17 protein-coding genes, 1 tRNA gene and 1 pseudogene are annotated in these 22,048 nt (G+C 62.7%); 5 read left to right on the top strand and 14 right to left on the bottom strand.

Features of this window, described 5'->3' with window-relative positions:
- The 6 genes and pseudogenes from AC0L14_RS09985 to AC0L14_RS10010 all read right to left on the bottom strand — a co-directional run bounded on the left by AC0L14_RS09985 (position 1) and on the right by AC0L14_RS10010 (position 6,539).
- Entirely contained in the window at positions 1-915 is a 915-nt protein-coding gene (locus AC0L14_RS09985) for an ABC transporter permease (protein ID WP_473488775.1), read from the bottom strand.
- Positions 916-997: 82 nt separating this feature from the next.
- On the bottom strand, positions 998-2,509 hold the full coding sequence (locus tag AC0L14_RS09990) for an ABC transporter substrate-binding protein (RefSeq protein ID WP_473749343.1): 1,512 nt from the start codon (positions 2,507-2,509) through the stop codon (positions 998-1,000).
- A gap of 107 nt (positions 2,510-2,616) precedes the next feature.
- Positions 2,617-3,522, bottom strand: coding sequence for a 5-dehydro-4-deoxyglucarate dehydratase (gene kdgD, locus AC0L14_RS09995; RefSeq protein ID WP_473749344.1), 906 nt, complete (start codon positions 3,520-3,522; stop codon positions 2,617-2,619).
- Between the two features lie 62 nt (positions 3,523-3,584).
- Positions 3,585-4,337 (bottom strand): FadR/GntR family transcriptional regulator, encoded by a 753-nt coding sequence (locus AC0L14_RS10000; protein WP_473528736.1) that lies wholly within the window; start codon positions 4,335-4,337, stop codon positions 3,585-3,587.
- Between the two features lie 159 nt (positions 4,338-4,496).
- On the bottom strand, positions 4,497-4,946 hold the full coding sequence (trxC, locus tag AC0L14_RS10005) for a thioredoxin TrxC (RefSeq protein WP_473488779.1): 450 nt from the start codon (positions 4,944-4,946) through the stop codon (positions 4,497-4,499).
- A 31-nt stretch (positions 4,947-4,977) separates the two neighbouring features.
- Positions 4,978-6,539, bottom strand: a pseudogene (locus AC0L14_RS10010) (bifunctional aminoglycoside phosphotransferase/ATP-binding protein).
- A 383-nt stretch (positions 6,540-6,922) separates the two neighbouring features.
- On the opposite strand from AC0L14_RS10010, the gene AC0L14_RS10015 reads away from it, so the two are divergent.
- Positions 6,923-7,759, top strand: coding sequence for a universal stress protein (locus tag AC0L14_RS10015; RefSeq protein WP_473528737.1), 837 nt, complete (start codon positions 6,923-6,925; stop codon positions 7,757-7,759).
- 227 nt (positions 7,760-7,986) lie between these two features.
- Here AC0L14_RS10015 and AC0L14_RS10020 read toward each other — a convergent pair.
- Positions 7,987-8,063: transfer RNA gene (locus tag AC0L14_RS10020), tRNA-Pro, on the bottom strand.
- Positions 8,064-8,266: 203 nt separating this feature from the next.
- Between AC0L14_RS10020 and AC0L14_RS10025 the strand changes: the two genes are divergently transcribed.
- Entirely contained in the window at positions 8,267-9,787 is a 1,521-nt protein-coding gene (locus tag AC0L14_RS10025; protein WP_473488782.1) for a phosphomannomutase/phosphoglucomutase, read from the top strand.
- A gap of 111 nt (positions 9,788-9,898) precedes the next feature.
- Here AC0L14_RS10025 and AC0L14_RS10030 read toward each other — a convergent pair whose 3' ends face one another.
- A complete protein-coding gene (locus tag AC0L14_RS10030) occupies positions 9,899-10,789 on the bottom strand; it encodes an NmrA/HSCARG family protein (RefSeq protein WP_473749345.1) in 891 nt (296 codons plus the stop codon).
- 100 nt (positions 10,790-10,889) lie between these two features.
- On the opposite strand from AC0L14_RS10030, the gene AC0L14_RS10035 reads away from it, so the two are divergent.
- Positions 10,890-11,801, top strand: a complete 912-nt coding sequence (locus AC0L14_RS10035; protein ID WP_473488815.1) for a LysR family transcriptional regulator — start codon at positions 10,890-10,892, stop codon at positions 11,799-11,801.
- A 9-nt stretch (positions 11,802-11,810) separates the two neighbouring features.
- Here the strand turns inward: AC0L14_RS10035 and betB are convergent, their stop codons facing one another.
- The 5 genes from betB to betI form a co-directional block, all read right to left on the bottom strand.
- Positions 11,811-13,274, bottom strand: a complete 1,464-nt coding sequence (betB, locus tag AC0L14_RS10040; protein ID WP_473749346.1) for a betaine-aldehyde dehydrogenase — start codon at positions 13,272-13,274, stop codon at positions 11,811-11,813.
- Positions 13,275-13,337: 63 nt separating this feature from the next.
- Positions 13,338-14,990, bottom strand: coding sequence for a choline dehydrogenase (betA, locus tag AC0L14_RS10045; protein ID WP_473749347.1), 1,653 nt, complete (start codon positions 14,988-14,990; stop codon positions 13,338-13,340).
- A complete protein-coding gene (locus tag AC0L14_RS10050; RefSeq protein WP_473749348.1) occupies positions 14,983-15,984 on the bottom strand; it encodes a threonine/serine dehydratase in 1,002 nt (333 codons plus the stop codon). The genes betA and AC0L14_RS10050 overlap by 8 nt, the downstream gene beginning before the upstream one ends.
- On the bottom strand, positions 15,981-17,510 hold the full coding sequence (gene betC / locus AC0L14_RS10055) for a choline-sulfatase (RefSeq protein ID WP_473749349.1): 1,530 nt from the start codon (positions 17,508-17,510) through the stop codon (positions 15,981-15,983). Before betC ends, AC0L14_RS10050 begins: the two co-directional genes overlap by 4 nt.
- The gene (gene betI, locus AC0L14_RS10060) at positions 17,507-18,097 is read right to left on the bottom strand and encodes a choline-binding transcriptional repressor BetI (protein WP_473529381.1); all 591 of its coding nucleotides are present in this window, start codon (positions 18,095-18,097) and stop codon (positions 17,507-17,509) included. Before betI ends, betC begins: the two co-directional genes overlap by 4 nt.
- A gap of 223 nt (positions 18,098-18,320) precedes the next feature.
- Between betI and AC0L14_RS10065 the strand changes: the two genes are divergently transcribed.
- A complete protein-coding gene (locus AC0L14_RS10065) occupies positions 18,321-19,487 on the top strand; it encodes an acetyl-CoA acetyltransferase (protein WP_473529380.1) in 1,167 nt (388 codons plus the stop codon).
- 106 nt (positions 19,488-19,593) lie between these two features.
- Positions 19,594-20,616 (top strand): asparaginase, encoded by a 1,023-nt coding sequence (locus AC0L14_RS10070; RefSeq protein ID WP_473749351.1) that lies wholly within the window; start codon positions 19,594-19,596, stop codon positions 20,614-20,616.
- Here AC0L14_RS10070 and AC0L14_RS10075 read toward each other — a convergent pair.
- Positions 20,604-21,980 (bottom strand): TIGR03808 family TAT-translocated repetitive protein, encoded by a 1,377-nt coding sequence (locus AC0L14_RS10075; RefSeq protein ID WP_473749352.1) that lies wholly within the window; start codon positions 21,978-21,980, stop codon positions 20,604-20,606. The two genes, AC0L14_RS10070 and AC0L14_RS10075, sit on opposite strands and share 13 nt — an antisense overlap.
- Positions 21,981-22,048 lie beyond the last annotated feature (68 nt).

A 22,048-nucleotide genomic window follows, 5' to 3' on the forward strand; every position in this document is an offset into this window, starting at 1 on the left:
TCAGTACCGGATGCGCGGATCGAGAACCGCATAAAGCAGGTCGATCGCGATGTTCAGGATGAAGATGGCGGTAGCCGTCACCAGAATGGTCGACTGGACGACAGCAAAATCGCGCTGGATGATCGAGTCGATCATCAGCTTGCCGATGCCGGGCCAGCCGAATATCGATTCCACGACGACAGCGCCGTTGACGAGACTGGTCGCCAAGTCGCCGGCGACCGTGACGACGGGCAGCAGCGAATTGCGAAGCGCATGCCCGAAGATGATCTTCTGACGAGGCAGGCCCTTGGCCCTTGCGGTCTTGATGTATGGAGAGGCAAGTGCGGACAGCATCGTTCCGCGCACGACCTGCACCAGGAGACCGAAGGGACGAAGCATCAGCACGAAGCTGGGCATGATCCAATGCGCCCAGCTTCCGGTGCCGGATGTCGGCAAAAGCCCGAGCCCTACGGCGAAGACAAGGATGCCGACGATGGCGACCCAAAAATCCGGCGCGCTTGCGCCGGCCAGGGAGACGAAGCTGGCGACACGGTCGAAGATGCTGCCCGGCCGCGCGGCCGCCAGAGAACCGACAAGGATAGCCAAAGCGGTCGACAGGGTGATCGCGACGGCGGCAAGTTTCAGCGTTTCCGGGAACGCCTCAAGCGCGACCTGCATCGCCGAGCGGTTCTGGCGCAGCGATTCACCGAAATCCAGCTGCAGAAGATCGCGCAAATAATCCAGAAACTGCCAATAGATCGGCTGATCGAGGCCGTTCAACCGCGCGAACGCGGCCCGAGCTTCCGCAGTCGAGTCCAGAGGCAGGTACAAGGCGGAAGGATCGCCGGTAAGCCGTGTCAGGAAAAAGACCAGCGTCAACAGACCTATGACCGACAGGATGCTGTGGAACGCGCGGCGTCCAAGATAGGTAATCATTTGGGATGCCCTTGGACGGATATCGACGGAGGCAACGGGTCAGGGCGCAGGGTCACGATCGGACCCAGCGCCCCCGTATCACTCAGTCTTTTTTGATAGCGATATTGGCCAGCGGTATTTCGCTGTTGGTGGTGATATCGGGCTTCCATTCCAGCCTGGTGCCAACACGGGTATAGCCGATCATATGGAACATCGGGATGTCCGCCACCACTTCGTTGCGGGCCTTGCCGAAGATCGCCTTGAAGCTGTTCGTGCGGGCCTCGCCGGTCGCCGCCAGGGCCGCGTCTATCTCCTTGTCGAATGCCGGATCGGCCAAGGTCGAGTAGCTGCCGCTCGATCGGTAGAAGATCGGAACCGTGAAGGCCGCATCGCCCTTGTTGTTGTCATGCATCATCTGCAGGAGATTGGGGCCGCGCTCCGGCGGGAACGGCTTTTGCAGATAGCGCAGCCAGTCGGCGACATCGAGCATGGTAAGCTTGACGTTGAGGCCGGCGTCCTGCCACATCGTCATCATGGCCTCCATCGCTTCGGCGCCGTTCGGATAGATGCCGTTTCGCCCGATGAGCTTGATCTCGGTGTCGACCGCGACACCCGCCGCGCGCGCCTCTTCGACGAGCTTTTTCGCCTCTTCCGGATCGTACGGCCAAGGCTCGAGCGCATCGTCATGGCCGTTGATCCCGGAAACGACCATTTGCGACGCACGCTTGACGTCGTCGCCGAACAGCTGGGCAAGGCCTTCCCAGTCGATCGCCAGGTTGAGCGCCTTGCGGACGCGCAGGTCATCGAGCGGCGGCTCGGCGGCATCGATGCGGATGGCGGTGGTTTCGGAGTTCAGGTAAGCGAAATCCGTCTCCGGATTGCTGGCGTCCTGGATGGCAATCGACGGCGTCAGGTCGGCTTCCCCGGTTTCGACCATGGCCGCTCGAATCGATGATTCGGGCCGCCAGACATAGGTTGCCTTGGTGATCTCCGGCTTCTTGCCCCAATAGCCATCGAACGCGTCCAGCACCACGGTTTGCGGGGAAAAGGTCGATAGCGTGAACGGGCCGGTCCCGACCGGATCGTTCACCGCCTGGTCGACCGGTGTCTTCGGCGAGACGATCATGACCACGCTCAACAGCGTCGGCATGATGGGTTCGGGCCTGTCCGACTTTATCTCGACGGTCAGATCGTCGACCGGCGTCAGCGTCAGCTTGGCATCGCCGAATTTCGCAATGTTGCTGCAAGTGATCTTGCCGCTGATCATCCTGTTGATGGAGAATGCGACCGCATCCGCGTTGAGTTCCGTTCCGTCCTGGAACTTCACGCCCTCGCGCAGCTTGATCCGCCAAGTCGTCGGGTCCACGCTGGTCCATTCGGTCGCCAGTTTCGGCTGAGGTTGTCCGGTGGTCGGATCGATGACGGTCAACGATTCAACGACGTTTTGGCTGAGTATCTGGCCGACATTGGTGATGATGGTGCCGCAGGGCTCCAGATTGGCCGGCTGCTCCGGCAGGACGATACGGATTTCCTGCGCCGCTTCTTGTGCGACAGCCGATGGCGCGGCAGCGGTCATCAATACGACAGCTGCAATCGTATGAACGCTTCTATTCATGTCTCTCCTCCCTTTGATCTTCCGCTTGGGATCTTCCGTTCTGGCTGTCGTGCGACGGGCGAACCTCCTCGGCGCGTTCGTCCGACAATTTGCCGATCTCCCGGCGACTAGCCGGCGATTTTCGTGATCAGTCCGCGCAGCATGTCTTTCTCCTCCGGCTTCAGATCCGTCAGCGGCGGCCGAAGGGGACCGGGTGTCCGTCCGATGAGTTCGACGCCTGCCTTGATGATCGACACTGGATAACCTTGCTCGCGATCGCGCAAAGCCGCGAAGGGGAAGAAGAAGCTGTGCAGGATTTCTTCCATCGCAGCGCGATCGCTTGTCCGCATCGCCCTGTAGAAGCGCTGTGCCAATTCCGGCACAAAATTGAACACCGCAGAGGAATAAGTCGTCACGCCGGCGCCGTTGAAGCCCTCGGCAAAGAGCTCATGCGTGGGCATGCCACCGATGTAGCAGAGACGATCGCCAAGTTTTGCGGTGACGTGGCGGACAAGATCGATCTTGCCTGTGCCGTCCTTGAAGCCGATGAGGTTTGGGCACTCGTCAGCAAGGCGAGCAACCGTGTCGGCATTGGCGACCGAGTTCGCACGGTTGTAGATGATGACGCCTAGGCCGGTGGATTGGCACACGGCTTTGACATGCCGGAATATCCCCTCTTGCGAGGCCTCCATCAGATAGTGAGGCAGAAGCAAGAGACCGTCGGCTCCCGCAGCCTCGGCGCGGCGGGCGATTTCCGTAGCGAGCGCCGTGCCGTAGCCGCAGCCGGCGATGATCGGCACGTCTCCCGAGGCATCCTTGGCTGCACGGGTAACGTCGGCGACCTCTTCCGGCGACAGGGAGAAGAACTCACCCGTGCCGCCGGCCGCGAACAGGGCAGCGGCGCCGAACCCCGACAGCCATTCCACATGCGCGCGATAGCTTTCGAGATTGAGGCTGAAATCCTCGTTGAAATGTGTGACCGGAAACGACAGCAGCCCTGAAGCGACACGCGACTTGATTTCATCTGGCGACAAAGGAACTCATCCCACAATTAATATGATGTCATCCAGATTCATATGATGAGTATGCGGACGAGTCAACTGCTGGTGTTGTCTTGATTTGTCGAGCGCCGGACGGTGAGGGCACGATAGCGCTTAATCCCCGTCACCAAATGGCGGCGCATCGCCTCACGTGCCTTTTCCGGGTCACGGGCGAGAATCGCATCCGCGATTTCCCTGTGCTCCTCCAGAATTGGATGGTCGCGATTGGGCAAGGGGTCGATGCCGCCCATCATCGTCTTGAACTTCACCCGCGGGATCATCCGCCGGCCGACATGTTCGAGGAATGCCTTGAACCGGGCGTTGTTCGTTGCGGTGGCAATCGCCATGTGGAACTGGAAGTCCGCCTCGTCGGTGGGTTGTCCTTGCGCCATGAGATCGGCGAACCTTTCGACCTGGGCCTCGATTTCGGCCTCCTGCGCCGGCGAACTGCGGGCTGCAGCAAGGCCCGCTGCCTCGACTTCGATGCCGATGCGCAGCTCGAGCTCTTCGATGATGTCCGAGATCTTGTTCGTTTCGTCGGTGAAGAGCTTCAATCCCTCGTCGACGGGTTTCGGGCCGAGAACGAAGACGCCGGCGCCTTGCCGCGATTCCACCAGCCCGTCGGCGCGAAGCGCGGCAATGGCCTCCCGGACGACAGTGCGGCTGAACCCGAACCGGTCAATCAGCGCGGGTTCTGTCGGCAATTTGTCGCCAGGCGCATAAAAGCCGGCTTCGATCTGGCCGCGCAGCGCATCTGCGACCTGAGAAACGAACGACCTGCGGGACGTTCGATGTTCGGCCTGCTGCATGGGTCCTCCAAACTTTGCCGGGTCATGAGGATCCATACTCCCAGTGCGGGTCAAAAGCGAGGTCATCATATGAAATTTGTCACAGCCATCAGGTCATCATGTGGCTTTCTGCGCTCGCTGGCTGATGCGGCCACGGCGATCATCCACACGTGACGGCTTTCAGGCAGCGGCCGTCGGCAGGTGATCGCGGACCCACCTGACGATCTGCCCCGCCGTCATGGCGCCGGATGTGCGCGCAACCTCCTGTCCGCCATGGAAGAGGATCATCGCCGGGATGCTGCGAATGCCGAGCCTGGCTGCAACGGCCTGCTCATTATCGGAGTTGAGCTTGATCAGGCGAACATGCGGCTCCAGTTCGTTTGCTGCTGCTTCATAGGCCGGCGCCATCATCTTGCAGGGGCCGCACCACGGTGCCCAGATGTCGACGACAACGGGGAGGCTGCTTCGTTTGACGTGGCGATCGAAGCTCTGTGCGTCGACGTCCTCGGGATGGCCCGAGAACAGCTTGGAGCCGCACTTTCCGCATTTCGCGTCCCCGGCATCCCGTCCAGGCGGCAGGCGATTGACCCCGCCGCATTTGCCGCAAACCACCAGTTTTTCCTGCGTCATGCCCATTCACCCATCTTTATGCGCGTCGCCGTCACGATGCTGTCTTGAGTGGAGCACCCTGCGCAGCAGCGGCCGCTTCCGAAACGCTTGCCAACTCGGCGGCGATATCGGCGAGCTTTCGATCGGCGTCGACCTTGCGCCAGGTGGACGGGGTGGCCTTTCGTTGCAATTGCCGCGAAAGGATATCGATGGTGGCATCGGAAGGGCCACCCCGGCGCTCGCTTACCCGTCGCCAAAGAACAAGCGGATCCGCCTCCAGCCAGAATCCGGCGAAAGCAACGTCTCTGCCGTTTGCCGCCTTCTCGATGCGGTCGCGATCGGCCGGCCGGTCGAAGACGGCATCGGCGACCACCGAACCGCCTTCGGAAAGGATCAGGTCGGCGCGCCATGCCATTTCGCGGTAGACGCGGTCCGACACATCAGGTCGATAAGCCCTGTCCGGCAGCTTCGTTTCGGCCGGCACCCCATGCATGGCTTTGCGGATGCGGTCGCTCTCGACAATGCGCGCGCCGGGCGGCGCGCCGACATGTGCGGCGAGTGCCTCGGCAACGGCCGTCTTGCCAGAACCACTCAAACCGCCGATGGCGATCAACCGCGGCGGCCTTGGCTGGAGAAGTGTTCGGGCAAGCTCGAAATAGGATCCGGCCTCGGCAATCAGCCCGCCGGAATCGGCACTGCCTTCCTCGATCTGGGTTGCGGTGACATGCGCGCGCACCGCGGCCCGCACTGCCATGAAAAACGGCAAGAGAATGAAGCCGTCCTCGTCGTCTGCTTCGTCGAGGTAGCGGTTCATCACCAGGTTGGCGAGTTCCGGAAAGCCGCGATGCCAAAGGTCCATCAGCAGGAAGGCCAGGTCGTAAAGCACATCGATGCTGGCGATCTGGTCATTGAATTCAATGCAATCGAAGAGGCGGGGCTCTCCGTCGAAGAGACAGATGTTGCGCAGATGCAGGTCGCCGTGGCATCGCCGGATCTTGCCTGCCGCCTCCCGCCGGTCGAGCAACTCGCAATGACGGCCGAGGGCGGTGCGAAAAATCCCGGTGAATGCCTTTATCTCGGCTTGCTCGAAAACATGGCTGGTGGCAAAGCCGGCTTCGTTGATGGCGAGCACGCCTGCCAGGTTCGAGGATCCGCTGCCCTTGTGGACCTCCGGCGCGCCGCGATGATAGCGCACGATCATGCGCGCGACCGCCGTCATCAACGCAGGCGTCAGTTCGCCGCCGACTGCCATTCGATCGAGCAGCTTCGACTGGTCGAAGCGGACCATCTCGATCGCCGCATCGACCAGTTCGCCGCTTCCATCGAAGGCGAGCTTGCCGCCGGCCTCTCGCGTGATGCGCCGCACCCCAGATAGAGACCGGGCGCGGTCTTGGAGTTGAGCTCGACCTCCTTTTCGCAAGCGGCGAGCCGCAGCGCCGCGGTCGAGAAGTCGACATAGGGCAGCTTGACCGCTCGTTTGATCTTGTAGGCGCGCTGGCCAACCAGGAAGACACGCGAGATATGGGTTTCGATCGCCTCGACCGGCCCGCTCTCGCCATATGCGGCAGGGTCCATCAACATCGCGGCCACGGATTCCTGATCTTCGACGATCATCGGATGCCTCTTTATCGTATCCAACCTTTGGAATCCGACGAGCGTGGTCGCTGAAATTCCGCGCCATCAGGCCCTTGCTGCCGCAGCGTCTGGATATAACCAGCCAAGTCACGGATGCGTTCCGTGATGATGCTTCTCCGGTGTTCGGGCGGTATTTCTTAGCGTCCTCCGGAAGAAAGTTGGCGACCACACAGGCATGTCGCGATCGCCATGTTCCGGCACGACGTAACGGCCTGAAGCCTATTGGCGTCGGCACTGGCCACGTTGATACGGATCAAATGATGCGTGGCGACGTTCTTCACTCAGCGCCAGGAACGCGCCGAGCCGTCTCGCTGTTATTGCAACGACGATTTGGCTTTGACGCAAAATCGGGAGCAGCCACCATGGCTTTCAGGACGATACTTACCGTTACGGGACCGAACAAGCGAGACGGCGATCTCAAGCTTGCCGCCGATCTATGCAACGAGATCGGCGCCCATCTTGCTGTTCTGGTGGTTGCCATTGCTGCGCCGCCACCAGTCGGAGAGTACGCCGCGGTCGTTTCAGAAGCCTGGCTCGAACAGCGTCAGGCCGACGAGAATCTGTCGAAGAAGCGAACCGCTGCCGTGTCGGCTTTTCTCGCCGGCAGGGTTCTTTCGGCCGATGTCTCCAGCGAATATCTGGAAGCCGGCTGGGCCGACGACACCATCGGCCGCCGTGCCCGCTACGCCGACATTACGGCTATTGGACCGGAGTTGCTTGCCAACGAAACGCTGAAAAGCAAAGCGATCGAAGGCGTATTGTTTTCTTCGGGAAAGCCCTTGCTGCTCATCCCCGAGGGACCGAGGCCGACACTGAAGCCGAAACGCGTGCTGATCGCCTGGGACGCCCGTCTGGAGTCATCGCGTGCCGTCCGCGAGTCGCTCGACATGCTGCCAGGTGCCGATGAGGTGCACCTTGTCATGGTCGATCCGGTGGAGGACGAATACCGCCACGGGGCCGAACCCGGAGCCGACGCCGCTGCCTATCTCGCGTGGCATGGCGTAAATGTCACGGTCGACCGGCTGCCCAGCTTGGATCATTCAGTCGCCGACGTGCTTCGCAGGCACGCGGTCGACATCGCCGCCGATCTGATGGTGATGGGCGCCTATGGTCATTCCCGGTTGCGCGAGCGCATCTTCGGCGGCGTCACCGTCTCGATGCTTGAAGACCCGTCGATGCCGATCCTTATGGCGCACTAGCAAGACTCACGGCGGTCGTTCAAATACTGAAGCGGTGGGCCGGCGGGACCTCTGCCGGCCCTTGCTTTGGAGAATCCGTCAGGAGTTACAATGGTACGGCTAGGGCTGCCGTTCTTCGCGTGCCAAGCACCGACACGATTGGCCGCGAACTGCCTGTCAGGAGACATCGGTCAGTCCGCCGGCCAGAGGACGGCAGTTTCGGGAAACGCTTAACTATTTGTTTTTTCTGGTCGGAGTGGCAGGATTTGAACCTGCGACCCCATCGTCCCGAACGATGTGCGCTACCAGGCTGCGCTACACTCCGTGACCAGACCGCGGGCTTATAGCCGCCGCACTTCGTTCCTGCAAGCGCCAATGGCAACGCTTCTGTCGCATTTCTTCCGCTTTCGCCTTAACCTCATACGGGTTTCAGTTCCCTGCGGGATAAACACCGCTTAAGGGCTCGTGTTATAGGCATGGCCACCTGCGTTAAAACCACTCTGAATCCAGCCGCTTGGAGTTACTGTCTTGTCCCTGAAGATCGTTAGCGAAGCCCTTCCCAACACCTTCGAGTTTGAAACCTCGGCGCTGATCAAGGCGTCCGGCTTTCGTGAGTATGATGCGCGCTGGTGGTTCGGCCATCCTGGATCTGCGAAGCCGCCTGAGCTCAACCTGATCGGTGTCCAGGCGCTCGGCATGGGGCTCGGCACGCTGATCCGGCGCCTGGGCGCCGGGCCGGATATCGTGACCGGTCATGATTTCCGCTCCTATTCGCTGGCGATCAAGCTGGCGCTGGTTTCCGGGCTGATGGCCGCCGGCGCGCGGGTTAGGGATATCGGGCTGGCGCTGTCACCGATGGCCTATTTCGCCCAGTTCGCGCTCGACACGCCGTCCGTCGCCATGGTCACCGCCTCGCACAACGAAAACGGCTGGAGCGGCGTCAAGATGGGGGCGGCGCGTCCGCTGACCTTCGGCCCGGAGGAAATGAGCGCATTGAAGACGATCGTGCTTGCCGGCGACTTCGATCTTATCGGCGGCGGCTCCTATGACTTCGTTGCGGATTTCCGCAAAACCTATCTCGACGACCTGACCCGGGACAAGCGCATATCGAGAAAGCTCAAGGTGGTCGCCGCCTGCGGCAACGGCACCGCCGGCGCCTTTGCACCTGAAGCGCTGGAGCGGATCGGGTGCGAGGTGATCCCGCTGGACGTCGAGCTCGATCATACGTTTCCGAATTACAATCCCAATCCCGAAGACATGAAGATGCTGCACGCGATCCGCGACAAGGTGCTGGAGACGGGAGCCGACGTCGGGCTCGGCTTCGACGGCGATGGTGACCGCTGCGGCGTGGTCGACAATGAAGGCAACGAGATCTTCGCCGACAAGGTCGGCGTCATGCTTGCGCGCGATATCGCGCGACTGCATCCCGGCTCGACTTTCGTCGTTGACGTCAAGTCGACCGGATTGTTCAACACCGACGCCGCGTTGCGCGCCGATGGCGCCATCACCGACTATTGGAAGACCGGCCATTCCTACATAAAACGGCGCGTGGCCGAGCTTGGCGCCATCGCCGGTTTCGAGAAATCCGGTCACTTCTTCTTCAATCCGCCGATAGGGCGCGGCTATGACGATGGTCTCATCACAGCTATCGCCATCTGTCAGATGCTGGATCGCAGCCCGACCAGCAGCATGGCCGATCTCTATCGCGACCTGCCGCTGACCTTCGGCACGCCGACCATGTCGCCGCACTGCGCCGACGAGCTGAAATACGGCGTGGTCGAGCGGGTCGTTTCCGATTTTCAGGCAATGAAGCAGGACGGCACGGTCTTCGCCGGCCAGAAGATCGCCGATCTGATAACCGTCAATGGCGTGCGCGTCGTGGCCGAGGACGGCACCTGGGGCCTGGTGCGGGCGTCGTCGAACAAGCCGGAACTTGTCGTCGTGGTGGAGAGCCCGGTGTCATCCGAGCGGCGCCGGCAGATGTTCGAAGCCGTCGATGCGGTGCTGCGCCGCAGCCCTGAAGTCGGCGCCTATAACCAGACTTTTTAGGTTTTCTCATTTCATCGCGGCGTGAGAAGGCCACGGTGGGGGAGCGGACCAAATTTTCCCAACAGCTGGTCCGCTCCCCAGTTTTCATCGGCCGATCATGTCTACAGGAACTCAGGCAGCGGAATAAGCCCGCTCAGGGGCACGCCAGTCGAACTCCCGCGCCCAGTCGGCAAAACTGTGCCAGCGGACCTCCGGGAAATCTCGGTGTAAAGCCGCGATATCGACGTCATAGCCGACGCGGTCGAACCACTCGAACATCAGCGCCGTATCTTCGCTTTGTTGGCGGGCCACCGCGATTGGAATTGCCTGATAGTTGATCGGGCGGCCGATGGACTGCGAAAGGATCTTGGCCTGGTCTTCGCCGGACAACTCGTCTCCCGCAATATCGAAGCGCTTGCCGAACACGCGCTCGCGTCGCTCGACCAGGGCGGCAACGAAGGCGCCGATGTCGGCAAGTGCGACCAGCTGGAGGACACGTTTGGCGGGCATTGCAAAGGCATGCGTGCCCTGGCTGAGCGCGCCGATCGACCACGGCGCGACGAAATTCTCCATGAAGGCAACCGGGGCGCTGATCGTATAGGGAATGCCGAGCCGTTCGACATGCTGCTCGACGAGATATTTGCTTTCGAAATGCGGGATGCCGGTTTTCTTGTTGGCATCGGCAACGGACGAATAGATCAGATGCCCGACGCCTGCAGCCTTGGCTGCATCGGCGGCTAGAATCCCCTGGCGGGTCTCCTCTTCCATCCCGGCTTCGTAGCTGTTGCCCATCAAGAACATGGTGTCGACGTCTTTGACTGCCTTCACAACGGAGGCCGTGTCGCCGAGATCGCCGGCCACGATCTCGGCGCCTACCGACGCCAGCTGCCGTGCGCCATCGCTGTCCGGCTTGCGGGTCAGTGCCTTGACGCGATGTCCACCACTCGACAGCAAAGCACGCGCAACTGCGCCGCCTTGCTGGCCTGTGGCGCCGGTCACCAGAACGTTTCGTTTGGTGGTCATCTTGTTCGCTCCTTTTCCGTTCGCTGGAGCAAAATTAGGACCTATCGCATTGATGCATAACCACCTATAATTGGAAAACTTTGTCCCAACAATGGATACAATGCTCGACCTCAACGACATCGTGGTGTTCGCTCGCGTCGTCGAAGCTGGCAGCTTCACCGCCGCCGCGCGCCTGCTCGCCATGCCCAAGACGACGGTCAGCCGCCGCATTGCCGCGCTCGAGCGCGAGGTCGGGGTCCGCCTGTTGCAGCGCACGACACGCAGCCTCAATATGACGGACGCTGGACGCCTCTATTACGAGCAGAGCAGCCAGGCGCTGCGGACGATTGAGGAAGCAAATTTGCGCCTCGCGGAAGCAAGAGCGGAGCCATCGGGCACGATCCGCGTTTCGGCTCCTGTCGGCTTCGGCGGCTATTTCCTCACCCAGGCGGTGGTCGACTTTCTTGCGATGTATCCAAAAACCAAGGTCGAGCTCCGCCTGACCGACGACAAGCTCAACCTGGTTGAGGATGGTATAGATCTCGCCTTCCGAACCGGCATCCTTCAGGATTCGACGCTGATTGCCCGCAAACTCGGTTCCACGCACAGGCTGCTCTGCGCCAGCCCGGACTATCTCGCAAGGCACGGGATGCCGGAACGCCTGGCGGATCTCGCGCACCACCAGTGCGTCATCGCAGGCCCTTCGACCTCGGGCACCCATTGGGTGCTGGACGGGCCACACGGTCAGGAAACGGTCACGGTGGCCGGGCGCTTCGCCGCGAATGAAATGCAGGCGGTCGTTGCGGCCACGCTCGCAGGCTTCGGCATCGCCCAATTGCCGCACAGCATCGCCGAGCCCCTCATCAATGGGGGGCGGCTGAGCCGCGTTCTCCGGGACTACACGACTCCGGTCGGCGGGCTGCATGTCCTATATCCGAGCAGCCGGCATCTTTCGCCCCTCGTCAAGGAATTCATCGAGCTCGCATCCGACCGGATTTCCAGTCGGGCAAATACAGCGGCTGACCAGCAGTAGCCGCGAGCCTCAATAGGGGCTCGCCACATCCCCGGTCTCGACATAGACCGACTTCAGCTGCGAATAGAGCGCCAGCGCCGCCAGCGAATTTTCGCGGCCGATACCGGACTGCTTGAAGCCGCCGAACGGAATTTCGACCGGCGTCAGATTATAGGCGTTGATCCAGCAGGTGCCGGCCTGCAGCTCGGCGATGACGCGGTGGGCGCGCGGCAGGTCGCGCGTGAACACGCCGGCCGCAAGGCCGAATTCGGTGTCGTTGGCGCGGTCGATCACCTCGTCCTCATCGTCGAATTTCAGCACGCTCATCACCGGTCCGAAAATCTCCTCGCGCGCGATGCGCATCGTGTCGGTGACGCCGGTGAAGACCGTCGGCTCGACGAAGAAGCCGCCTTGGAAACCCTGCAGCGAGGGCACGTTGCCGCCGCAGGCGAGCACGGCGCCATCCTGCTTGCCGGCTTCGATATAGCCGATAACTTTCTCGTGCTGGGCCTTGGAGACAAGCGGCCCCATCTGCGTTTCCTGGTCGAGCGGATCGCCGATACGGATCTTCTTGGTCCGCTCGGTCAGACGTTCGACGAAACGGTCGTGGATGCCCTTCTGCACGAACACCCGTGTGCCGTTGGAGCAGATCTGGCCGGTCGAATAGAAATTGCCGAGCATGGCGCCGCCGATGGCGTTTTCGAGATCGGCATCGTCGAAGACGATCAGCGGCGACTTGCCGCCGAGCTCCATGGTGGCATGCTTCATCTTCGAGCCGGCGAGCGACAGCACCTTGCGCCCGGTCGGCACCGACCCGGTCACCGAGACCTTGGCGACGACATCGTGCCCGACAAGGCCGGCGCCGACATCGCCATAGCCTTGCACGACGTTGAACAGCCCGTCGGGAAGGCCGGCTTCTGTATAGATTTCGGCGAGCGCCAGCGCCGACAGCGGCGTGTCCTCCGACGGCTTGAACACCATGGCGTTGCCCATGGCGAGCGCTGGTGCCGATTTCCAGCCGGCGATCTGGATGGGATAGTTCCAGGCGCCGATGCCGACGCAGACGCCCAGCGCCTCGCGTCTTGTATAAGCAAAGGGGCCGCCGAGATCGATGGACTCGCCATTAAAGGCAGCGACCACGCCGCCGAAATATTCGAGGCAGTCGGCTGCCGATGGCGCGTCCGCCACCAGCGTCTCCTGGATCGCCTTGCCTGTATCCAGCGTCTCGATGCGCGCCAGATCGGCGTTGCGCGCGCGCAAGATGTCGGCGGCTCGGCGCAGGATGCGTCCGCGCTCGACCGGCTTCAGCCGCGCCCAGGCCGGTTGTGCTGCACGCGCTGCTTCGATCGCCAGTTCCAGAACGTTCGGCGTCGCCGAACGCAGCATCGCGATGGTCTCGCCGGTTGCCGGATAGATGACCGTCAGCGGCGCACCCTGCTCGTCGTCGATGTAGCGTCCGTTGACATAATGCGATGCCTTTGGCTGGGCGCGCATGGGAACTTCTCCAAAATTGTCTTTCGCCGGGACCGGCGGGCGGACAGTCCGTCAGATCATGGCTTATCTGTCCGATGCCTGCCAGCGCGGATTGATCCATGGTTCCTGGTTGGACGGCGCCAGCGGCGTGCGGCCGAGAATGTGGTCGGCGGCCTTTTCGCCGGTCATGATCGACGGCGCGTTGAGATTGCCATTGGTGACGCGCGGGAAGATCGAAGAATCGGCGACCCGCAGCCCTTCGACACCGATGACACGGCATTCCGGATCGACGACGCTCATCGGATCATCGGTGCGGCCCATCTTGCAGGTGCCGCAAGGGTGGTAGGCGCTTTCGGCGTGATCGCGAATGAAGGCATCGAGATCGTCGTCCGATTGCACGTTCGAGCCCGGCGAGATCTCCCTGCCGCGATAAGGGTCGAATGCCGACTGGCCGAAGATCTCTCGTGTCAGCCGGATGCAGTGGCGGAACTCGGTCCAGTCGTCCGGATGCGACATGTAGTTGAAGCGGATCACCGGCTTCGATCTCGGATCGGGCGAGCGCAGCATGACAGAACCGCGCGACTTCGATCGCATCGGCCCGACATGCGCCTGGAAACCATGTGCTTTCGCCGCCGCCCTGCCGTCATAGCGGACCGCCGCCGGGATGAAATGATACTGGATGTCGGGATAGTCGACGCCGGCGCGCGAGCGCACGAAGGCGGCCGCCTCGAAATGGTTGGTTGCGCCAAGACCCGACTTGAAGAACAGCCATTGCGCGCCGATCAGTGCCTTCGACAACGGGTTCAGCACCGAATTCAGCGTGATCGGCTGCGTCGATTCCTGCTGGATATAGAGCTCCATATGGTCCTGCAGGTTGCGGCCGACGCCGGGCCGGTCGGCGAGCACCTGAATGCCGTATTCCCTGAGATGTTCGGCCGGGCCGATGCCGGACAGCATCAGGATTTTGGGCGAATTGATCGAGGACGCGGCAACGATCACTTCACGTCGCGCCTTGACCACCTGAATCCGTTTGCGCGTTTCGATCTCGACACCGGTGGCGCGTTGATTCTCGATGATCACCCGCCGGGCGAAGCCGTTGATCAGGCTAACATTTTTCCGCCTGAGCGCCGGCCTGAGATAGGCGCTCGCCGCCGACCAGCGGCGGCCGCCGCGAATGGTCTGTTCCATCGGCCCAAAGCCTTCCTGCTTAGCGCCGTTGTAGTCGTCGGTCAGCTCGAAGCCGGCCTGACGGCCTGCCTCGACAAAGGCGCCGTAGAGTGGGTTCGTCCTCGAGCCGCGCTGCACGGTCAGCGGGCCGCCGTGGCCGCGCCAGCCATTCTCGCCGCCGTTGGCGTCCTCCATGCGCTTGAAATAGGGGAGCACGTCGGCAAACCCCCAGCCGGCCGCGCCCTGTTCGGCCCAATGGTCGAAATCGCGGGCGTGGCCGCGTACATAGACCATGCCGTTGATCGAGGACGAGCCGCCGATGACCTTGCCGCGCGGCGTCGCCAGCACGCGGCCGCCGAGATGCGGCTCCGGCTCGCTGGCAAAGCCCCAGTCATAGAGGCTCATGTTGAGCGGGATCGACAGCGCCGACGGCATCTGGATCAGCGGCCCGACGTCGCTGCCGCCAAATTCGATGACGATCACCGAATGCTTGCCGTCCTCCGAAAGCCGGTAGGCCATGGCCGAGCCGGCCGAGCCGGAGCCGATGATAACGAAATCCGCCTCAAGCATGGTTCATGTGCACCATGAAATCGGCGAGCGAGACATTGCCGCCGGTCGCCACCACGAGCACGGTCTTGCCGCGCGCATCCACCTTGCCGCCGAGCAACGCCGCCAGCGATGCAGCGCCCGAGGGTTCCAGCACCAGCTTCATCCGCTCGAAGGCGATGCGCATCGCGCGGCGCACCGATTGATCGTCGACGGTGATGCCGCGAACGCCCGCGGTTCTGACCGCCGCGAATGGCGCGTCGCCGGGCTTGCGCGCCATCAGCCCGTCGCATATCGATTTCGGCCCGATCGGCATGGTTTCGATGACGCCATGCGCGAGCGACGAGCCCATGCCGTTGAAACCTTCCGGCTCGACGCCGATGATCTCGGTCGCCGGCGACAGATAGTGGAAAGCCAGCGAAACGCCGCCGATCAGCCCGCCGCCGCCGACCGAACAGAACAGAAGATCGGCGCTGGCATCCCTGGCATCGAGTTGCTCGAGTGCTTCCAGCCCCACACCAGCCTGGCCAGCGACGATCTCTGGATCGTCGAACGGATGCAGCAGCGCCAGCCCCTCGGTCTCGGCGATCTCGCGCGCCGTGGCGGCGGCAACCTCCTCACGCGCGCGCTCGCCATGGTCGGTCAGCACCACGCGCGCGCCGTAGCCGGTCGTTGCGTCGCGCTTGGCGGCCGGCGCGTCGATCGGCATGACGATGGTCACCGGAATGCCCAGCGCCTGGCCGGCGGCGGCCAACCCTTGCGCGAAATTGCCGGAGGAATAGGCGACGACGCCCTTCCTGGCTTCATCGGACGAAAGCCGCTTCAGCCGCCAGTAGGCGCCGCGCACCTTGAAGGAACCCGCCCATTGCAGCGACTCCGGCTTGACGAAGACACGAGCTGCACCGGTCTCTCTGGCCAAGGCCGCTGACTCCAGCAGCGGCGTGATCTGCGTAGCCTTGGCGGTGACGGCATACGCCTGTTTGAGGTGATCGAGGGAGGGGACAAGGGTTGTCATCATTCGCCTCGCGGATACCTTTTGCTCTCTTCGAGATTGTCGAGGTTCATGTGATTGCGCATGTAGCGCTCCGATGCCTTTTGCAGCGGCTGGAAATCCCAGGGGTAGTAGGCGCCATTGCGCAGCGCCGGATAGACGACCCAGCGGCGCGCCTGGCTTTCGCGCACGGCGGCGTCGAAGCCGGCCATGTCCCAGCGCGCCCGAACCTTGTCCATGAACGTCGCCACCAGGTCCGCATTGACCGGGTCGTCGGCCAAATTGTCTCGCTCGAGCGGATCGGCTTCGAGATCGAACAGCTGCGGCGGGTCAAGCTCGCAATGGACGAACTTGTATCTGCCGTCGCGGATCGCCACCAAGGGCGCGCAGGAGCCTTCCGCTGCATACTCCATCAACACAGGCGCGGTGCGCTGCCTGCCCTCTGTGAGCGGCAGCAGCGACTGGCCGTCGGTCCATGGCGCGATCGCCCCGATATCGATGCCGGCGAGGTCGCAAAGCGTCGGCGTGACGTCGAGATTGGAGACCGGCGCATCGATCAGCCCGGCTGGTATGCCCTTGCCGGCGATCATCAGCGGCACCCGCACCGAGCCTTCGAAGAAGCTCATCTTGAACCACAGGCCGCGTTCGCCGAGCATGTCGCCGTGGTCCGAGCAGAACAGGATGACGGTATCGTCGAGCATGCGTGTTCGGCTGAGAACGTCCAGAAGCTCGCCGAGCTTGTCGTCGACATAGGAGATGTTGGCGAAATAGCCGCGCCGCGAACGTCGCACCTGCTCAGGGGTGATCTCGAACGAGGGATAGTCGCTTGCGCGGTACAGCCGCTGCGAATGCACATCCTGCTCGTCATGCGCGATGAACCCTGTTTCTGGGTCGAGCGCCTGGCAGTTTTCGTAGAGATCCCAATACTGCTTGCGCGCGACATAGGGATCGTGCGGGTGCGACAGCGAAACGGTGAGGCACCAGGGCCGATGGTTCGCATCATCCTGTTCGCGCGAAAGCTGATAGAGTTTCTGCGTGGCCAGGAACACCACCTCGTCGTCATACTCCATCTGGTTGGTGATCTCGGCGACGCCGGCGCCGGCAACCGAGCCGAGATTATGATACCACCAGTCGATCCGCTCGCCGGGCTTACGGTAATCCGGCGTCCAGCCGAAATCGGCGGGATAGATGTCAGTGGTCAGCCGCTCCTCGAAACCGTGCAACTGGTCCGGCCCGACGAAATGCATCTTCCCGGACAGGCAGGTGTAGTAGCCGGCGGCGCGCAGATGATGAGCGAAGGTCGGGATCGACGAGACGAATTCGGCGGCGTTATCGTAGACCCCGGTGCGCGACGGCAACTGGCCGCTCATGAACGAGGCGCGCCCCGGCGCGCAGAGCGGCGAGGCGGTGTAATTGTTTTTGAAGCGCGCCGAACGAGCGGCCAGCGCCTTCAGATGCGGCGCATGCAGGAAGTCCGCCGGTCCGTCCGGGAACAATGTGCCGTTGAGCTGATCGACCATGACGATCAGGAAATTGGGTCGCTTGGACGTCACTGCGCGCTCCGGCGGCTGAGTTTCGTTTCGAGGTAATCCTCGATCAGTGCGATCGCGGTCGCGGCATTGGGCACGCCGTCCTTCAGCGCGCGCCTGATGTAGAGCCCGTCGATCAGCGCCGCTGTCGCCTCGGCGACCCGGTCGGCTTCGCTTCTCGGCAGGATGCCGGTCAGCCCGCTCAACAGATTGGAATGCAGCCGTCGCGCATAGACCTTGAGCAGCCGGCGCAGTGCCGACGATTTCTGCGCCTCGACATAGAAGGCCAGCCAGGCGGCGATCGTTTCCGGCTGGAACTGGACTTCGGAGAAATTGACGGCGACCACGGCTGAAACGCGCTGGCGTGCCGTGCTGGCCGATCGAAGCGCGCGCCGCATGTCGGCGGTCAGCTCGGCCAGGATGTGCCGCATCGTCGCCAGCAAAAGTTCGTCCTTGGCGCCGAAATAGTGATGGGCAAGCGCCGAGGACACGCCGGCGCGCCCGGCGATTTCCGACATCGTCACATCAAGCGAACCGCGCTCGCCGATCGCCGAGATCGTCGCGTCGATCAGCGCCCTGCGGCGCAACGGCTCCATTCCGACTTTCGGCATTCTTGCTCCGGCCTGTTGCGACGAGATTATTTTTTATTGACGGATCAATCAACAAAAATCCAGCCTGATTTGGTGGCAAAAGTCAGGTGCCGTGACCAGATACTCAAGATCAAGCGATTGTGTGGTTCTGGCCCCTTCACGAAGTCGCTGGAACGGTTCATGCTTGAACAATGCTGAGGCGCTGCGACATCGCGTAGCCCGGCCCGCAGGATGGAGATAAACCATGACAGCATGCATCGTCGGCTGGGCGCATTCGCGTTTCGGCAAGCTCGAAGGCGAGACGCTGGAGGGCCTGATCACCAAGGTGGCTAGCGAGGCGCTCGATCATGCCGGCATCGGTCCGGACGAGGTCGACGAGATCGTGCTTGGTCACTTCAATGCCGGCTTTTCCGCACAGGATTTCACCGCAAGCCTGGTCCTGCAGGCCGACGACCGGCTGCGCTTCAAGCCGGCGACCCGCGTCGAGAACGCTTGCGCCACCGGTTCGGCGGCGGTCAGGCAAGGCATCCGCGCCATCGACGCCAATGCCGCCCGCATCGTGCTGGTGGTCGGCGCCGAGCAGATGACGACGACATCAGGTCCAGAAATCGGCAAGAACCTTCTCAAGGCCTCTTATCTGCCCGAGGAGGGCGACACGCCGGCAGGCTTCGCCGGCGTTTTCGGCAAGATCGCCCAAGCCTATTTCCAGCGCTATGGCGACCAGTCGGACGCGCTGGCGATGATCGCCGCCAAGAACCACAAGAACGGCGTCGACAATCCCTATGCGCAGATGCGCAAGGATTTCGGCTATGAGTTCTGCCGGCATGAGAGCGAGAAGAACCCCTTCGTCGCTGGCCCTCTGAAACGCACCGACTGCTCGCTGGTTTCGGACGGCGCCGCCGCCCTGGTCCTTGCCGACACGGCGACTGCGTTAAAGATGCGCCGCGCCGTCGCCTTCCGCGCCAACGAGCATGTGCAGGATTTCCTGCCGATGTCGAAGCGCGATATCCTGGCGTTCGAAGGCTGCGAACAGGCCTGGAACCAGGCGCTGAAGAGGGCTGGTGTGACGCTCGATGATCTGTCCTTCGTCGAGACGCATGACTGCTTCACCATCGCCGAGCTGATCGAATATGAGGCGATGGGACTGGCGAAACCGGGCGAGGGCGCAAAACTGGCGCTGGACGGCGAGACGGCGAAGGATGGCCGGCTGCCGGTCAATCCGTCCGGCGGGCTGAAGGCCAAGGGGCACCCGATCGGCGCCACCGGCGTCTCGATGCACGTGCTGAGCGCCATGCAACTCGTCGGCGAGGCCGGCGGCATCCAGGTACCGGGAGCAAGGCTCGGCGGCATCTTCAACATGGGCGGCGCTGCGGTCGCCAACTACGTTTCCATTCTCGATCGGATCAGATAAAAGCGGCCCGCATTACAGCGCCGCGCGCCCTTCCGGGCGCGCAAAGGACGCTGTAACACTTTGATTTTACGCATGACTTTCGAGGTCATGCGTTAGCGGGGAAATCATGACGAATCCGGTTCTGGTCGAAGTTTTGCGCGGCGCCGTGGTCGAGAGCGCCCATCGTGGCGCCATTGCGGTCTTCGATGCCGATGGCAAGCCGGTCTGGGAAATCGGCGATACGGTCCGCCCTGTGTTCCCACGCTCGGCGGTCAAGGCGATTCAGGCGCTGCCGCTGGTCGAAAGCGGCGCGGCCGATGCGTATGGTTTCGGCGACCGCGAACTAGCGCTAGCCTGCGCTTCGCATTCCGGCGAGCCGGCGCATGTCGAACTGGCGCGGGCGATGCTGGCGAAGGCCGGGCTGGACGAGGCGGCGCTGGAATGCGGCGCACATTGGCCATCCGGCCACGACGCGACGCTTGCGCTTGCCAGCGCCGGCAACTTGCCAAATGCGCTGCACAACAATTGTTCTGGCAAGCATGCGGGCTTTCTCTGCACCTGCGTCCACGCCGGCATCGCCCATCGCGGCTATGTCAAATCAGGCCATGCCTCGCAGGAGATGGTGCGCGATGCGATGCAGGCGGTGACCGGTGCCGCCCATGATTTCGATCATTGCGGTACTGACGGCTGCTCGATCCCGACCTATGCCGTGCCGCTACGCAGCTTCGCGCTCGGCTTTGCCCGCATGGCGACCGGGGTCGGCTTTGAACCCGTGCGCGCCAAAGCCGCAAAGCGGCTGCTTTCCGCCTGCATGGCCGAGCCCTTTCTGGTCGCCGGCACAGGCAGGGCCGATGTTGCGCTGATGGAGGCCGCACCCGGCCGGATTTTTGTCAAGGGAGGGGCCGAAGGCGTCTATTGCGCAGCCCTTCCGGAGCTTGGCCTTGGCATTGCGCTCAAATGCGATGATGGCGCTGGCCGCGCCGCTGAAGTCATGGTCGCGGCAGGCATGGCCAGGCTTTTGCACGCCAACAAGGCACTGGCGGAGAAGCTGATCGAACAGGCAAATCCACCCATCCAAAGCCGGATCGGCGCCAAGGTCGGCGCACTCCGCCCCACTGTTGCACTGAGGACGGGCATTCAACTCACATGATTGCGCTCGATGGTCAGATGCGCATAGCCGGCATTGCTTGATGAGGCGAGATCGCCGGTCACCGGCTCGGCCCAGCGATGGCCGACGATAGCGCCGTTTTGGGCGCCATCGATGACATTGTCGGAGATGACCGCCGTGCCGGCGCCCTCGACCACGGTGACGGCGATGCCGGTTCCGGCCTTGCGAATGATATTTCCCGTGGCGACTACATTGCGCATGAACGGCCCCCAGCCGATGTGCATGCCGTAGAGCGGCGCATTCTCGACGACGTTGCCGAAGGCGGTTGTATCCGCCTCAACGTTGATACCGACACCGAAACCGGGCGGATCGGCAGGGTAGGGGCCGCTGGTCGAGAGGTTGCGGACGATGTTTCCCGAACACACGCCCATGCGGCCGCCTTCGTTGAAATTGACGATAGAGATGCCGTTGGCGGCGCCATCGACGATGTTGTTGCTGACGATCGCCCCCTCGAAGGAGAATTCGGAATAGAGCGCCGTCTCGCCCGACCGCGAGCAGGTGTTGCCGGCGATATGCAGGTTGCTGGCGCTGTTGGCGCGGATCGCCGAAAACGCACAATCCGAGACGATATTGCCCGAGATGACGACGTTGCCGGCGCGGAACGCATTGATGCCGTTGCCGTTCTGGCCGGTTCCGCCGCTACGCGCCTGAATGCGCTCGACGCGGTTGCCGCTGACGATGGTGCCGTCCTCGGCCGCTTGCCGGCGGTGCACGAGGATACCGCCATTGGCGCAGTCGGAAACGGTGTTGCCTGATATCTCCAGGCCGGCGGCTTCGACCGAATAGATGCCGGCGTCGGCCGCGCCCGATATTTCCGAGCGCTCGATGCGACCCGAAGCGTGCTCGAGCGCCAGGCCGTTCTTGCCGCTGCCTGATATCTGGCAATTGTCGATGACGAGGTGAGCGACGCGGCGAAGGTCGAGCAGGCCTTGCGCGTAATCGCCCATCCAGCGGTTGGTGCCGTCGAATACCAATCCGGTGAATTCGATATGCTCAGCCTGTTCGGCCATGAGCAGGTGGCCGTTGCCGCCATAGACGATCCGCGATGCGCCCGGCACGCCGGAAAGTCTGATACGGCTGGGCAGCGAAAGGTTGGATACAACATAGGTTCCCGGCGGCAGGAACACCGGCATGTCGCGGTCGTTTGCCTCGCGCAGCAGCGTGGCGAAGGCCTCGCTCTGGTCGTCAAGCGCGCCGGGCTGCACGCCGAGGTCGGCAGCGTTGATCGAGCCGCGCATCGGGGCATTGTCGATGCCGGGCAGGCTGGCCGCCGCTGCCTTGCCGAGCGAGAGGCCCAGGACGGCAAAGCCGGCGGTTTGTGCGAGAAATTTTCGTCTGTTCAACATCGGCACAGAGTCCCAGCGTTCGGCCGTCACGCCGCAGGAATCGTGCCAGACCGGATCGGCCGATCCGG

The organism is Mesorhizobium sp. WSM4841 (assembly GCF_055811515.1).